This window comes from Mycobacterium sp. Root135 (genome assembly GCF_001426545.1).
Classification (GTDB): domain Bacteria; phylum Actinomycetota; class Actinomycetes; order Mycobacteriales; family Mycobacteriaceae; genus Mycobacterium.
On the sequence record NZ_LMEZ01000009.1, the window covers coordinates 207423 to 220354 of the forward strand.

Annotated in this window: 13 protein-coding genes; 9 read left to right on the forward strand and 4 right to left on the reverse strand. The window is 68.1% G+C overall.

Features of this window, described 5'->3' with window-relative positions; translation table 11 throughout:
- Nucleotides 1–37: 37 nt before the first annotated feature.
- The 3 genes from efeB to efeU are packed head-to-tail and all read right to left on the reverse strand — an operon-like array spanning nt 38 to nt 3463.
- On the reverse strand, nt 38–1354 hold the full coding sequence (gene efeB / locus ASD37_RS26645; RefSeq protein WP_056558899.1) for an iron uptake transporter deferrochelatase/peroxidase subunit: 1317 nt from the start codon (nt 1352–1354) through the stop codon (nt 38–40).
- The gene (gene efeO / locus ASD37_RS26650) at nt 1335–2453 is read right to left on the reverse strand and encodes an iron uptake system protein EfeO (protein ID WP_056558902.1); all 1119 of its coding nucleotides are present in this window, start codon (nt 2451–2453) and stop codon (nt 1335–1337) included. The genes efeB and efeO overlap by 20 nt, the downstream gene beginning before the upstream one ends.
- Nucleotides 2454–2503: 50 nt before the next feature.
- Nucleotides 2504–3463: an iron uptake transporter permease EfeU gene (gene efeU / locus ASD37_RS26655; RefSeq protein ID WP_056558907.1), complete on the reverse strand. Its 960-nt coding sequence runs from the start codon at nt 3461–3463 to the stop codon at nt 2504–2506.
- Nucleotides 3464–3637: 174 nt separating this feature from the next.
- Between efeU and ASD37_RS26660 the strand changes: the two genes are divergently transcribed.
- The 6 genes from ASD37_RS26660 to ASD37_RS26685 all read left to right on the forward strand — a co-directional run bounded on the left by ASD37_RS26660 (nt 3638) and on the right by ASD37_RS26685 (nt 8267).
- The gene (locus tag ASD37_RS26660; RefSeq protein WP_056558910.1) at nt 3638–4369 is read left to right on the forward strand and encodes a lytic transglycosylase domain-containing protein; all 732 of its coding nucleotides are present in this window, start codon (nt 3638–3640) and stop codon (nt 4367–4369) included.
- A gap of 95 nt (nt 4370–4464) precedes the next feature.
- Nucleotides 4465–5754: a phosphopyruvate hydratase gene (gene eno / locus ASD37_RS26665; protein WP_056559949.1), complete on the forward strand. Its 1290-nt coding sequence runs from the start codon at nt 4465–4467 to the stop codon at nt 5752–5754.
- A 22-nt stretch (nt 5755–5776) separates the two neighbouring features.
- Complete coding sequence (locus tag ASD37_RS26670; RefSeq protein ID WP_056558913.1) at nt 5777–6490, forward strand: septum formation initiator family protein; 714 nt, start codon at nt 5777–5779, stop codon at nt 6488–6490.
- Nucleotides 6483–6974 carry a DUF501 domain-containing protein gene (locus ASD37_RS26675; RefSeq protein ID WP_056558916.1) on the forward strand — a complete coding sequence of 164 codons (492 nt, stop codon included), beginning with the start codon at nt 6483–6485 and terminating at the stop codon, nt 6972–6974. The genes ASD37_RS26670 and ASD37_RS26675 overlap by 8 nt, the downstream gene beginning before the upstream one ends.
- Nucleotides 6971–7954, forward strand: coding sequence for a Ppx/GppA phosphatase family protein (locus ASD37_RS26680; RefSeq protein ID WP_056559951.1), 984 nt, complete (start codon nt 6971–6973; stop codon nt 7952–7954). Before ASD37_RS26675 ends, ASD37_RS26680 begins: the two co-directional genes overlap by 4 nt.
- Before the next feature lie 28 nt (nt 7955–7982).
- Complete coding sequence (locus tag ASD37_RS26685) at nt 7983–8267, forward strand: hypothetical protein (protein WP_056558919.1); 285 nt, start codon at nt 7983–7985, stop codon at nt 8265–8267.
- A 178-nt stretch (nt 8268–8445) separates the two neighbouring features.
- Here ASD37_RS26685 and ASD37_RS26690 read toward each other — a convergent pair whose 3' ends face one another.
- Complete coding sequence (locus ASD37_RS26690; RefSeq protein ID WP_056558921.1) at nt 8446–10317, reverse strand: propionyl-CoA synthetase; 1872 nt, start codon at nt 10315–10317, stop codon at nt 8446–8448.
- Between the two features lie 43 nt (nt 10318–10360).
- On the opposite strand from ASD37_RS26690, the gene ASD37_RS26695 reads away from it, so the two are divergent.
- The 3 genes from ASD37_RS26695 (at nt 10361) to ASD37_RS26705 (ending at nt 12931) form a co-directional block, all read left to right on the forward strand.
- Nucleotides 10361–11233 (forward strand): alpha/beta fold hydrolase, encoded by an 873-nt coding sequence (locus ASD37_RS26695; RefSeq protein WP_056558924.1) that lies wholly within the window; start codon nt 10361–10363, stop codon nt 11231–11233.
- A gap of 96 nt (nt 11234–11329) precedes the next feature.
- Complete coding sequence (locus ASD37_RS26700) at nt 11330–12166, forward strand: bifunctional 2-polyprenyl-6-hydroxyphenol methylase/3-demethylubiquinol 3-O-methyltransferase UbiG (RefSeq protein WP_056559953.1); 837 nt, start codon at nt 11330–11332, stop codon at nt 12164–12166.
- A gap of 159 nt (nt 12167–12325) precedes the next feature.
- Complete coding sequence (locus ASD37_RS26705; RefSeq protein ID WP_235568561.1) at nt 12326–12931, forward strand: TetR/AcrR family transcriptional regulator; 606 nt, start codon at nt 12326–12328, stop codon at nt 12929–12931.
- Nucleotide 12932: the final 1 nt, after the last annotated feature.

Genomic DNA, 12932 nt, shown 5'->3' on the forward strand with positions numbered 1-12932 from the left:
CAGAGCGTACCGGCGTGGCCGCCCACCCCGGTCGGTTTCAGCCGAGCAGCGTGGAACCCCAGTAGGCCGACGTGTCACCCTCGCGCAGCCCGGGCGGGCAGGCGAACAGGGCAGTGCCGGTGTGGGTGATGTACTCGTTGAGCGCGTCGCGTCGCGACAGTTCCATTTGCATGGGCACGAACGACGTTCGGGCGTCGCGCACGAAGGCGATGAAGAACAGGCCGGCGTCGAGATGGCCGAAACCGTCTGTGCCGTCGGTGAAGTTGTACCCACGGCGCAGGATCTCGATGCCGTTGAGGTTCTCCTTCGACGCCAGCCGCACGTGGGCGTCCATGTCGATCAGCGGGGTGCCCTTCGAGCTCTTCGTGTTGAAGTCGAGGGCGGCGAACTCGTCGGCGTACCCGATCGGTGCACCGCTGCCCTTGAGGCGTCCGATGACCCGCTCCTGCTCCATGAGCGTGGTGCGGTCCCAGTTCTCGATGCGCATCCGGATGCGGCGGGTCACCAGGTAGGAACCGCCGGTCATCCACGCCGGGCCGTCGCCCTCGGCGACCCAGACGTTCTTGTCGAGCGCACCGGTGTCCTCGGCCTTGATGTTGGCCGTTCCGTCCTTGAACCCGAACAGGTTTCGTGGCGTGGCCTGATCGCGGGTGGTCGACGACGTGCGGCCGAAGCCCAGCTGCGAGTAGCGCACCGCCGCCGTGCCGAACGCGACGCGGGCCAGGTTGCGGATGGCGTGCACCGCGACCTGCGGGTCGTTCGCGCAGGCCTGGACGCAGATGTCGCCGTGACTCCTGGCCGGGTCCATCGTCTCGTTCGGGAACTTGGGCAGATCGATCAACGCTTCGGGTCGCTTGTCGGCGACGCCGAACCGGTCCTTGCCGTCCTTGGTGAAGAAGGTCGGTCCGAAGCCGACGGTGAGGGTCAGCTGCGATGCCGGAAGGCCAAGCGCCTCACCGGTGTCCGCGGGCGGGGCGTACGGGTTGAGGCCGACGGCACCGTTGCTGACCGCTTCCTCGGCGAGCGTCAGACGCTCCGCCATCGCCGTCCACTCCTTGAGCATCGCCACGACGTCCTCACGGTCGTCGGTGGTGACGTCGAAGGAGCAGAAGTGCATCCGGTCTTGCGCCGCGGTCACGATGCCCGCCTGACGCTCGCCGCGGAACGGCACCGCGCTTTGCAGCTCCTCGGTGGCGGTGCTCGACGCCGACGCGCGGCCGGCCAACGCACCTGCGCCCGCCGCGCCGACGACCGCGGCGGTGACTCCCGCCGCGCCGAACAACCTTCGACGCGACAATGCGCCGGACGTCGAGTCCGGCGCATCGTCTGGGCGGTTACTGGCCTGCGATGACACCCTGTACCTGGCTAACTTCCTTGCTCAAAGCGTCGATCGAGCGGGAGAGCTCCTGGCGCTGCGGTTCGGTCACGGTGTCGTACAACACGAATCCGTCGCCCTGGCGGTACTTCTGCAGCAGCGCTTCGGATTCGGTGAAGCGCTGGTCGACCTTCTTGCCGAGGTCGGGGTTGCGCTCGTCGAGGATCGGTCGCACCGAGGACACCGCGGTCTGCGAGCCCTGCAGGTTGGCCTCGAAGTCCCACAGGTCGGTGTGGCTGAAGATGTCCTCTTCACCGCTGATCTTGCTGGAGGCGATTTCGTCGAGCAAACCCTGTGCGCCGCCGGCGATCTGGGTGGAGTCGACGGTGAAGTCGGGTGCCTTCACGCCGTCGTTGAGCTCCTTGACGTCGGCGACCAGCTGATCGGCCAGTGCGTTGGCGTCGGGCTGGAGGCCGGTGACCCACAGCTGCTTCTCCAGGGCGTGGAAGCCGGTCCACTTCTGGCCGGGCTCCAGGTCCGCCTCGCGAAGGTCGATGCGCGGATCGAGATCGTCGGGGAACGACTCGGCGACGGGCTCGATGCGCTCGTAGTACGTGCGGGCGATGGGGAACTGGGCCTTGGCGGCGTTGACGTCGCCCTTCTTGATCGCGGCGACGAACACGTCGACCGCCGGGATCAGGGCCTCGGTCTGGCTGTTCACGTACCGCTTGTAGTTGTCGGCGGCTTCCTTGAACTTGCCCTCGGTGTCGATCTGGACCGCGTCACCGGTGACGGTGAAGTCGCCACGGAGGCCGTCGCCGATCATGCCCGGCTTGCACGCGGTCTGGTACTTGCCCGGCTCGCTGAGCTGGACGATGAGCTTGCGCTCGAGTCCGGGGGAGATGTTTTCGACCTCGCCCATCACGCGGTCGCCCTCACCGTAGACGTAGAACTCGGTGACCTTGGTCCCGTTGTTGGTGATGACGAAGGTGCTTGGGCCGGTGCTGCTTTCGGTGCCCGACAGCTCGCACGTCGTGTCGGAGGCGTTCACCGTGATCTGCGCGGGCGCGTTGGCGCCGCTGCTGGCCGGAGTCTCGGCTTCCTTGGCCTGGCAACCCACCAGGGAGAGGCCCGTCATCAGGGCGGCCGCTGCGGCAGCGCCCGTCCTCGCAGTTAGAGGAGAGACGTTCACGTGTTGGACCTTTCGGATGCGGTGGGTCGCTCCGACTCAGGAGTGAGATCGGAACTGGTGGAAGGGGAGTCCGGCGTAGGAGTGCCAGCCGGCTTCGCGGGCGCCTTGGTGGGGCGCAGGAAGATGAGGAGGACGACGACGAGGTAGAACGCCCAGCCGAGGAACTGCAGCCAGGTCGGCGTCGGGGTGACGTTGAAGACGCCCTGGATGACCTGGCCGTACCAGGACGACCAGTCGAACCACGAGCTGATGTCGAACGGGCGACTGGTCAGGCCGGGCAGCCAGCCGACGGTCTGCAGCGCGCCGATGCCGTAGGACAGGATGCCCGCGGCGACGACGACGAGGAACGCGCCGGTGTAGGAGAAGAACTTCGCCAGGTTGATCCGCAACGCGCCCAGGTACATCGCGAAGGCGATCGCCACGGCGATGAGGACACCGATGATCAGACCCGTCAGCGGCCACAGCGTCTTGGCTTCTGCGAAGCCGACCATGAACAGTGCCGTCTCGACGCCCTCGCGGCCGACGGCCAGGAACGACAGTGACAGCACGGCGAACGCGCCCGCCTCGAGTGCCTTGGACATCTCGCCACGTAGCTGTCCGGACATGCCCGCGGCGGCCTTCTTCATCCAGAGCACCATCGTGGTGACGATGGCGACCGCGATCAGCGACGCGATACCGGCGATGGCCTCGGCGCCGAGTCCGGAGATGGTGTTCCTGCCGTACTGGATGGCGAGGAACACCGCGATGGTCATGACGATGGCCCCGCCGACGCCCAGCCAGACCCACTTGAGGGCATCGCGGCGGTCGGACTTGACCAGGAACGCCACCAGGATCGTGACGACGATGGCGGCTTCCAAGCCTTCGCGAACACCGATCAGCGCGCTGCCGAAGAGTTGAGAGGTGACGCTGGGGCCCGCGGCCAGCAACGACACCGAGAGGTCTCCGACCGCGGTCATGCACTCGTCCTCGCTGCGAATGGGTTGTCACCCAAGTGTTGGCTAGCCATGGCTAGGTGTGGCTCACCTTAGCAAGCTGATAGCCGGAACGGCACGCCTCGCCAAACGCAGTGAAACGGGGCAGTGCCGGACGCATGGGACGATGGCTGGAGTCCGAATGTTCGAGGGAGTCCGGTGTCGCCAGTGCGTTGGCTGCGGGCCGTCGCGGTTGTCGTCGCCACGGCCCTGCTGATGGCCTCATCGTGTTCGTGGCAGACCGGCATCCCGATCCCCGAGGGCGTCCCGCCTCCGCCGGGTGATCCGGTGCCGCAGGTCGACACGCACGCCAAGGGCCGACCCGCCGATCAGCTGAGCGAATGGGCCTCGGAGCGCTCGGCCGCGCTCGGCATCCCTGCGACGTCGCTGGAGGCCTACGCCTACGCGGCGCGCGTCGCCGAGGTCGAGAACCCGAAGTGCCACCTGGCCTGGACGACGCTCGCGGGCATCGGCATGGTCGAGAGCCATCACGGCACCTATCGCGGTGCGACCGTCGCCCCCGACGGTGACGTCACCCCGCCGATCCGTGGTGTGCGACTCGACGGCTCGCTCGGCAACATGTCGATCCCGGACACCGACGGCGGCGTGCTGGACGGCGATCCCCAGATGGACCGTGCGATGGGTCCCATGCAGTTCATCCCCGCGACGTGGGAGCTCTACGGCGTCGACGCCAACAACGACGGCGTCGTGAGCGCCGACAACGTCGACGACGCGGCGCTGTCGGCGGCGGGATACCTGTGTTGGCGCGGCAAGGACCTCGCCACTCCTCGCGGTTGGATGGACGCGCTGCGGGCCTACAACCTCTCCGACCAGTACGCCAGGACGGTGCGCGACTGGGCCACCGCCTACGCCGAAGGGCATTCCCTGTAGCTCTCCCGGTGTCTGTTTCGGCGTGAGGAAACCGCACGCTCTAGGCTGTGTCCTTGCACGACCAGTCCGCAGCCAGCACCACCGAGGAGACGCCAGTGCCCGTCATCGAGCAGATTGCAGCGCGAGAAATTCTCGACTCCCGGGGCAACCCGACCGTGGAGGTCGAGGTGGCGCTCGACGACGGCTCCGCCGCCCGCGCCGCGGTCCCGTCCGGCGCGTCCACCGGTGAGCACGAGGCCGTCGAACTCCGTGACGGCGGCAGCCGCTACCTCGGCAAGGGCGTAGAAAAAGCAGTAAAGGCAGTCATTGATGAGCTCGGCCCCGCCGTGATCGGTCTCAACGCCGACGACCAGCGGCTGGTCGACCAGGCGCTCCTCGACTGCGACGGAACGCCCGACAAGTCCCGCCTGGGCGCCAACGCGATCCTCGGGGTGTCGTTGGCCGTCGCGAAGGCCGCCGCCGACGCCGCAGGCCTGCCGCTGTTCCGCTACCTCGGTGGCCCGAACGCGCACATCCTGCCGGTGCCGATGATGAACATCGTCAACGGTGGCGCCCACGCTGACACCGGGGTCGACGTCCAGGAGTTCATGGTCGCGCCGATCGGTGCCGCGTCGTTCAAGGAGGCCCTGCGCTGGGGCGCCGAGGTGTACCACTCGCTGAAGTCGGTTCTCAAGAAGCAGGGGCTGGCCACCGGCCTCGGCGACGAGGGCGGTTTCGCACCGGACATCGCGGGCACCGTGGCCGCGCTCGACCTGATCAGCTCGGCCATCGAGGGTGCCGGCTTCAAGCTGGGCTCCGACGTCGCGCTGGCGCTCGACGTCGCCGCGACCGAGTTCTACACCGACGGCACCGGATACGCCTTCGAGAAGCAGAACCGCACCGCCGCGCAGATGACGGAGTTCTACGCGGGACTGCTCGACGCCTACCCGCTGGTGTCGATCGAGGATCCGCTGTCCGAGGACGACTGGGACGGCTGGGTGTCGCTGACCACCGCGATCGGTGACCGCATCCAGATCGTCGGCGACGACCTGTTCGTCACCAACCCGGAGCGTCTGGAGGAGGGCATCGAGAAGGGTGCCGCCAACGCCCTCCTGGTCAAGGTCAACCAGATCGGCACGCTCACCGAGACGCTGGACGCGGTGAACCTTGCGCACAGCAGCGGTTACCGCACCATGATGAGCCACCGCTCCGGCGAGACCGAGGACACCACGATCGCCGACCTGGCCGTGGCGGTCGGCAGCGGGCAGATCAAGACCGGCGCGCCCGCCCGCAGCGAGCGCGTCGCCAAGTACAACCAGCTGCTGCGCATCGAGGAGGAGCTCGGCGACGCCGCCCGCTACGCCGGCGACCTTGCGTTCCCGCGCTTCTCCGTCGAGACCAAGTAGCAGCGGTCGAAGTTCGTCGTTCATGCCCGACCCGAAGCGGCCCGACCCCAAGCGACGCGCTCCCGCGTCGCGACCGGGGAAGGGTGGCGGACGGCCGCGCGGGGCAACCCCGATTCGGCGGGAACCCCGCGCCATCGAGGCGCGGCCGGCTCCCGAGCCGGCCGCCGAGGTCGACGACGGTGACGCGCCGACCGGTGTCATCGAGCCGATCAGGAAGGCCATTGCCGACGCGGCCGAGCAGCAGTCCGAGCAGCGCCTGGGCTCGGCTGCCAGGCGTGCCGCGATCCTCGCGGCGGTGGTGTGCGTGTTGACGCTGACGATCGCGGGGCCGGTGCGCACGTACTTCGCCCAGCGGACCGAGATGAAGCAACTCGTCGACGCGGAGGCCCAATTGCGTTCGCAAATCGCCGATCTCGAGCAGCAGAAGCTCAAGCTCGGGGATCCGGTGTACATCGCGGCCCAAGCCCGCGAACGGCTCGGCTTCGTGATGCCGGGCGACATCCCGTATCAGGTGCAGCTGCCGCCGGGAGCCGCCCCGGTGGAGGCGCCGGGCGTGGATCCGGCGAAGCCGCCGAGCGGGCAGCCGTGGTACACCTCGCTGTGGCACACGATTGCCGATGCGCCGCATGGGGTTTCGCAGATTCCGTCGGCCCCCGACTTGCCCGGCGCCGACCTGCCGGTCCCCGGTGCTCCCGAGGTGCCGCCCGCTCCGATCCCGCCAGGTCCCGGTGGTTGACGCCGAAGATCTGGACGCCGTCGCGCAGCAGTTGGGCCGTGAGCCGCGAGGTGTCCTGGAGATCGCCTACCGCTGCCCGAACGGTCAACCCGCCGTGGTGAAGACGGCGCCGAAACTTCCTGACGGAACGCCCTTTCCGACGTTGTACTACCTGACGCATCCGGCGCTGACCGCGGCGGCCAGTCGGCTGGAGTCCTCCGGGATGATGCGCGAGATGACCGAACGGCTGGCCGACGATCCGGAGTTGGCCGCCGCGTATCTACGCGCGCACGAGTCCTTCCTGGCCGAGCGCGACGCCGTCGAGTCGCTTGGCACGACGTTCTCCGGCGGCGGGATGCCGGACCGGGTGAAGTGTCTGCACGTGGTCATCGCGCACTCGCTGGCCAAGGGGCCCGGCGTCAACCCCTTCGGTGACGAGGCGCTGGCGGTGCTGGCCGCCGAGCCCGCGATGGCCGGAATCCTGGACCGAGAGGTGTGGACGTGAGGGTCGCTGCAATCGACTGCGGTACCAACTCCATTCGCTTGTTGATCGCCGACGTCGTCGACGGGCGTGTCGTCGACGTGCACCGCGAGATGCGCATCGTGCGACTCGGTGAGGGCGTCGACGCGACGGGCGCGTTCGGCGAGCCTGCGCTGCTGCGGACCCGCGCGGCCCTCGTCGACTACGCCGAACTGCTGCGGGAACACTCGGTGGCGACGGTCCGGATGGTCGCCACCTCGGCGACCCGCGACGCGGCCAACCGCGACGAGTTCTTCGCGATGACCGCCGAGGTGCTGGGTTCCGTGGTGCCGGGGGCGGTCGCCGAGGTGATCACCGGCACGGAGGAGGCCGCGCTGTCTTTCCGCGGTGCCGTCGGTGAACTCGGCTCCGCCGCAGCGCCATTCGTGGTCGTCGACCTCGGCGGCGGGTCCACGGAGGTGGTGCTGGGCACTGCCGACGGGGTCGACGCGAGCTATTCGGCCAACATCGGTTGCGTCCGGCTGACGGAGCGGTGCCTGAAGTCCGATCCGCCGACGGCACTGGAGATCGAAGCCGCCCGCACCGTCGTCCGCGACGCTCTCGACGCCGTCTTCGACGTGGTGCCCGTCGAGCAGGCGCGAACCTGGGTCGGGGTGGCGGGCACGATGACCACGCTGTCGGCGCTGGCGATGAACCTGGCGGCCTACGACTCCGACGCGATCCACCTGTCGCGCGTCGGCTTCGACGAGCTGTCCAAGGTGTGCGAGGCGCTGTTGGGCATGACCCGGCGCCAGCGCGCCGCGCTGGGACCCATGCACGAGGGCCGGGTCGACGTGATCGGCGGCGGCGCCATCGTCGTCGAGGAGTTGGCCAGGGCGCTCGGCGGCCGAGCCGGCATCGACGAGTTGGTGGTCAGCGAGCACGACATTCTCGACGGCATCGCGCTGTCCATCGCGGGCGAGCGGAGCGACGGGCGGATGGCAGCGCGTGACGGCACGTTTTGAACTCGAGGGCCCGGGGTAACAACCGTCCGTGACCGATCAGAAGACGAAGTACAGCGACGATCCGAGCGCCGAGATCCTGGCGACTGCCGGGCTGGTCACGATGCTCGGCGCGGTGATGGCCGGTGTGATCGCCGTCGTCACCCTCGGTGGCGGCGACCTTCTGATGGCCGGCGCGCTGGGCATCGTGGCACTGATCAGCTTCGCCGTGAGCCTGGTGCTCTTCTCCTTCGACAGCAAGCGCTCCGAAGGCGCCCCACTGCCGTTCCCGAGCTGGCTACGCGCCGAGCCGGAAACGGCAGCAGAGGTTTCCTAGCGCCGCACGTTGCAGTTGGGCGGGTTTCCGCAGTGATGGCCGCCGTCGCACGCATTGCAATGACAGTTGCATCCGCCGGCTTTGTGCTCTTGAACGCTCATGTGAGTTCACCTCTGTCGACTCGGTCGAACATTCACCTATGACTATTCGAGAATAGGTCGAATCGCGCCGCTGCGGATCAAGACCTGAGGATGGGTGTCAGAGCGTCCAGCACGCTGGCGTCCTCGATGGTCGACGGCACCGGCTCGTCGCGGCCGTCGGCGATGCCACGCATGGTCTTTCGCAGGATCTTTCCCGAGCGGGTCTTCGGAAGGGCCGCCACGACGTCGACCCTCTTCAGGGCCGCGACCGCGCCGATGTTCTCGCGTACCGCGAGGACCAGTTCTTCGAGCAGACCGTCGGCCGACGCACCCGACTTGAGCACGACGAAACCGCGCGGCACTTGGCCCTTGAGCTCGTCGGCCGCCCCGATCACCGCGCACTCGGCGACGGCCGGATGCGTCGCGAGGACGGCTTCGATGGAACCCGTCGACAGTCGGTGCCCCGCGACGTTGATGACGTCGTCGGTGCGACCCATGACGAACAGGTAGCCGTCCGCGTCGAGATAGCCGCCGTCACCCGAGAGGTAGTAGCCGGGGAACGCCGAGAGGTAGGACGCGACGTACCGGTCGTCGTCACCCCAGAGCGTCGGCAACGTGCCGGGCGGAAGCGGGAGCTTGATGCAGATCGAACCCTCCTCGCCCGCTTCGCATTCCGTGCCGTCGGGACGCAGCACGCGCACGTCGTAGCCGGGCATCGGCACCGTCGCCGAGCCGGGCTTGATCGGCAACGCCTCGACGCCCATCGGCGCGGCGGCGATCGACCACCCGGTCTCGGTCTGCCACCAGTGGTCGACGACGGGGATGCCCAGCTTCTCGGCCGCCCAGTGGTAGGTGCTGGGATCCAGCCGTTCGCCGGCCTGGAACAGGTACTGCAGTTTGGAGAGGTCGTGCCCGGCGAGTTGGGCGGCGTCCGGGTCGACCTTCTTGATGGCCCTGATGGCCGTCGGTGCTGAGAACAACGCCTTCACACCGTGTTCGGCGGCCACCCGCCAGAAGGCGCCGGCGTCGGGGGTGCCGACCGGCTTGCCTTCGTACAGCACGGTGGTCGCGCCGAGCAGCAGCGGGCCGTAGACGATGTAGGAGTGGCCGACGACCCAGCCGACGTCGGAGGCGGCCCAGTACACGTCGCCGGGTTCGGTGTCGTAGATGTGCTTCATGGTCCACAGCAGGGCGACTGCGTGGCCGCCGTTGTCGCGGACGATGCCCTTGGGCTTGCCGGTGGTGCCCGAGGTGTAGAGCACGTAGAGCGGGTCGGTCGCGGCGACGGGCACGGGGTCGACGGGTTCCGCGTCGGCGATGGCCTCGGTCCACGACACGTCGCGGCCAGGCGTCAGATGGCAGGGGTGCTGCTCGCGCTGTAGGACGACGCATGCCGGCGTGTCGTGCTCGGCGATGTGCAATGCGCCGTCGACGATCATCTTGTAGTCGACGATGCGGGTGGGCTCGATGCCGCACGACGCCGTGACGAGTACCGCAGGCCGGGCGTCGTCGATGCGGGCGGCGAGTTCGTGGGCTGCGAAGCCGCCGAACACCACCGAGTGCACCGCCCCGAGGCGGGCCGAGGCCAACATCGCGATGACGGCTTCGGGCACCATCGGCATGTAGATGACGACGCGGTCGCCCTTCTCGACGCCGAGGCCGCGCAGCACGCCCGCGAAGCGCGCGGTTTCGTCGAGCAGTTCGCGGTAGGTGTAGGTGCGCTTGGTGCCGGTGAGCGGCGAGTCGTAGATCAGCGCCGCTTGGTCCCCGCGGCCGTCGTCTACGTGGCGGTCAAGCGCGTTGGCGCAGGTGTTGAGCTCCCCGTCCGGAAACCACCGGTAGAACGGGGGATTGGAGTCGTCGAGGATGCGTTGCGGTGCGCGGGTCCACGTGACGGCCTCAGCCGCCTGTGCCCAGAACGCGGACGCGTCTTCGATACTGGCGTCGAACATTTCGCGGTAGCCCGGCATAGTCGGGAGCGTACTGGCTACGGCGGTCCCATAACCTGGACTTATGACTAGTCTTGTGCCGCCGATCGACGGTGTCCGCCGATCCTTCGTCCAGGCGCGCGGGGTGCGCTTCCACGTGACGGAGTCCGGGCCGGAGGACGGCAGGCCGGTGTTGGCGCTGCACGGGTGGCCGCAGCACCACTGGGTGTATCGGGGTCTGCTGGCCGACCCGCCGCCCGGCTTGCGGATCATCGCCCCCGATCTGCCCGGGTACGGCTGGTCGGGGCCCGCGCCGCACCGCTGGGCCAAGGACGACGTCGCCGCCGACGTGCTGGCGCTGATGGATGCCCTTGGGCTGGACCGCGTGTTGCTCGTGGGCCACGACTGGGGTGGCTTCGTCGGGTACCGGATGCTGCTCGCCGCGCCGCAGCGGTTCGACGGCTACCTGGTGATGAACATGGCGCACCCGTGGGTGACCGCGCGCACGCTTGCGCCGCATGCGTGGCGATTGATGATGTACCAACCGCTCATGGCGACCGTCGGAGTGTCGCTGCAGCGACGGACCCCGTTCCTGCGAAAGCTGTTCAACCTCGGGCCCACGGCACACCGCCTGGATCCCGCGGCGGCCAGGGTCTACGCCGACCGCTTCCGCGATCCCGTCGTCGCGCGAACGGCAAGGGATACCTATCGGACGTTCCTCCTGCGTGAAATGCCGGTGGCTGCACGGAATCCCGAGGTGCGACGGTCGACCGTGCCCATCCGCGTGCTGTTTGGCATGGGGGACATCGCGGTGCATCCGGCACTCGCCGCACCCGAGACCGCGAACGCCGACGACTACACCTTCGAGCCCGTCGACGCCGGACACTTCGTGATCGACGAGCGCCCCGACCTGGTGCGGGCGCGCTTGATCGCGCTTGCCGAGGAGACGGCGGGCTAAGCGGTCTCGTCGACCGTGGGTCTTATGGCGGCGGATGGCGCCACATTCCGCCACCAGGCCAACGCTCGGCGCCGAGCGGTCTGTGAGAATCGCGTCATGACCGACGACTGGCGCACCGTCAACCTCGCCAACTGGGAGTCGCGGGTGCCGATGCACACCGGCCCCGGTGGCTACGACCTCGCGAGCTTCGACGACCCCGGTTACCTCTCCGGTGTGGTGAGCTACGACCTTCCGCGGCTCGGGCGACTCGACGGCCTCGACGTCGTGCACCTGCAATGCCACATCGGCACCGACACGGTGTCTCTAGCCCGGCTTGGCGCGAAATCGGTTACCGGCCTCGACTTCTCGCCGTCCGCCGTGGAGGCCGGGCGAGCACTTGCCACCCGCGCAGGCAACGACGTGACGTTCGTCGAGGCCGACGTGGCCAGCGCGGTGGACGCCCTGGGTGCGGAGTGCGCCGACGTCGTCTACACGGGCGTCGGCGCCTTGTGCTGGCTGCCCGACATCCGCGAGTGGGCGAGTGTCGTCGCCGCGCTGCTGCGTCCCGGCGGGCGCCTGTTCGTCAGGGAGGGCCACCCGATCCTGTGGGCGATGAGCGATCCGCGGCCCGACGGCCTGCTCGTCGTGGAGTATCCGTACTTCGAGACGCCGGGGACGCGCTTCGTCTACGAGGACACCTACGCCGGAACCGGGGTCGTCTCGTCACCGGAGTCGATCTCGTTCAACCACGGCCTTGGCGAAATATTCACGGCGCTGCTGGAGGCCGGATTCACCATCACCGGGTTCGAGGAGCACCGCGAATTGGCGTGGAACTTCTTCGACGACGCGATGGTCGAGAGCCCCGACTTCGAGGGTGAATTCGTCTTGGTCGAGGGGGGCGAACGGCTGCCGTTGACCTACACGCTGCAGGCGATCAAGGGCCCTGGTCACTGACCTATTTCAAGGTTCGGGCGGATCCAGTCCCCTCAGCTGGACCCGCCCGTTGCGGCAAATATAAACGGTCCCGTTCATAAATCGCAATCGCAGGAAACTGCCCGTTATGCGCCTACACTCAGGAGGCCCACAGAAACCACGTCCGACGGCAGCCAAGGCATGAGTATCAGCAAACGACTCAGACCCGGTCGGCATCAGTTGAGCCGCGACGAAGTCAGAGCGCACCAGCGCGAGCGAATCTTCGAGGCGCTCGAAGCGGAGATGTCCGTCAAGGGTTACGGCGACACCAGCGTCGCCGACATCGTCAAGACCGCCGGAGTTTCGCGCCAGACCTTCTACGAACTGTTCGATTCCAAGCAGGCCTGCTTCCTTGCGAGCTACGAACGACGGCAGGGGGCCGTGGTCGGTGCGATCTTCGACACACCGCTGACGGATACCCCGTTGGACCGGTTCGCCTCGCTGCTGGGCGCCTACCTCGACGTCATGTCCCGCAAGCCCGAAATTTCGTTGCTGTACCTCAGTGGCATCAACGCAGCGGGACCCGAGGCCGCCGTCCTTCGCCTCAAGAAGCAGGGGGAGTTCGTCGACGGCATTGCGATGGTGTTCGACGCCCGCACCGAGCAGCAGGTGTTCGCCTGCCGGACGTTGGTGGCGGCGATCTCGGCGCTGGTGATCAACGCCCTGGTGGACGACGACCCTCAGGCGCTGCAGAACCTGCACGCGCCGCTGGTTCAGGTCGCCGCACGGTTGATGGACGTCGAATGAC

Coding starts and splice junctions, on each gene's coding strand:
- efeO (WP_056558902.1), bottom strand. CDS start 2,453: ATGACGGGCCTCTCCCTGGTGGGTTGCCAGGCCAAGGAAGCCGAGACT.
- efeU (WP_056558907.1), bottom strand. CDS start 3,463: ATGACCGCGGTCGGAGACCTCTCGGTGTCGTTGCTGGCCGCGGGCCCC.
- ASD37_RS26670 (WP_056558913.1), top strand. CDS start 5,777: ATGCCCGACCCGAAGCGGCCCGACCCCAAGCGACGCGCTCCCGCGTCG.
- ASD37_RS26690 (WP_056558921.1), bottom strand. CDS start 10,317: ATGCCGGGCTACCGCGAAATGTTCGACGCCAGTATCGAAGACGCGTCC.
- ASD37_RS26695 (WP_056558924.1), top strand. CDS start 10,361: ATGACTAGTCTTGTGCCGCCGATCGACGGTGTCCGCCGATCCTTCGTC.
- ASD37_RS26700 (WP_056559953.1), top strand. CDS start 11,330: ATGACCGACGACTGGCGCACCGTCAACCTCGCCAACTGGGAGTCGCGG.
- ASD37_RS26705 (WP_235568561.1), top strand. CDS start 12,326: ATGAGTATCAGCAAACGACTCAGACCCGGTCGGCATCAGTTGAGCCGC.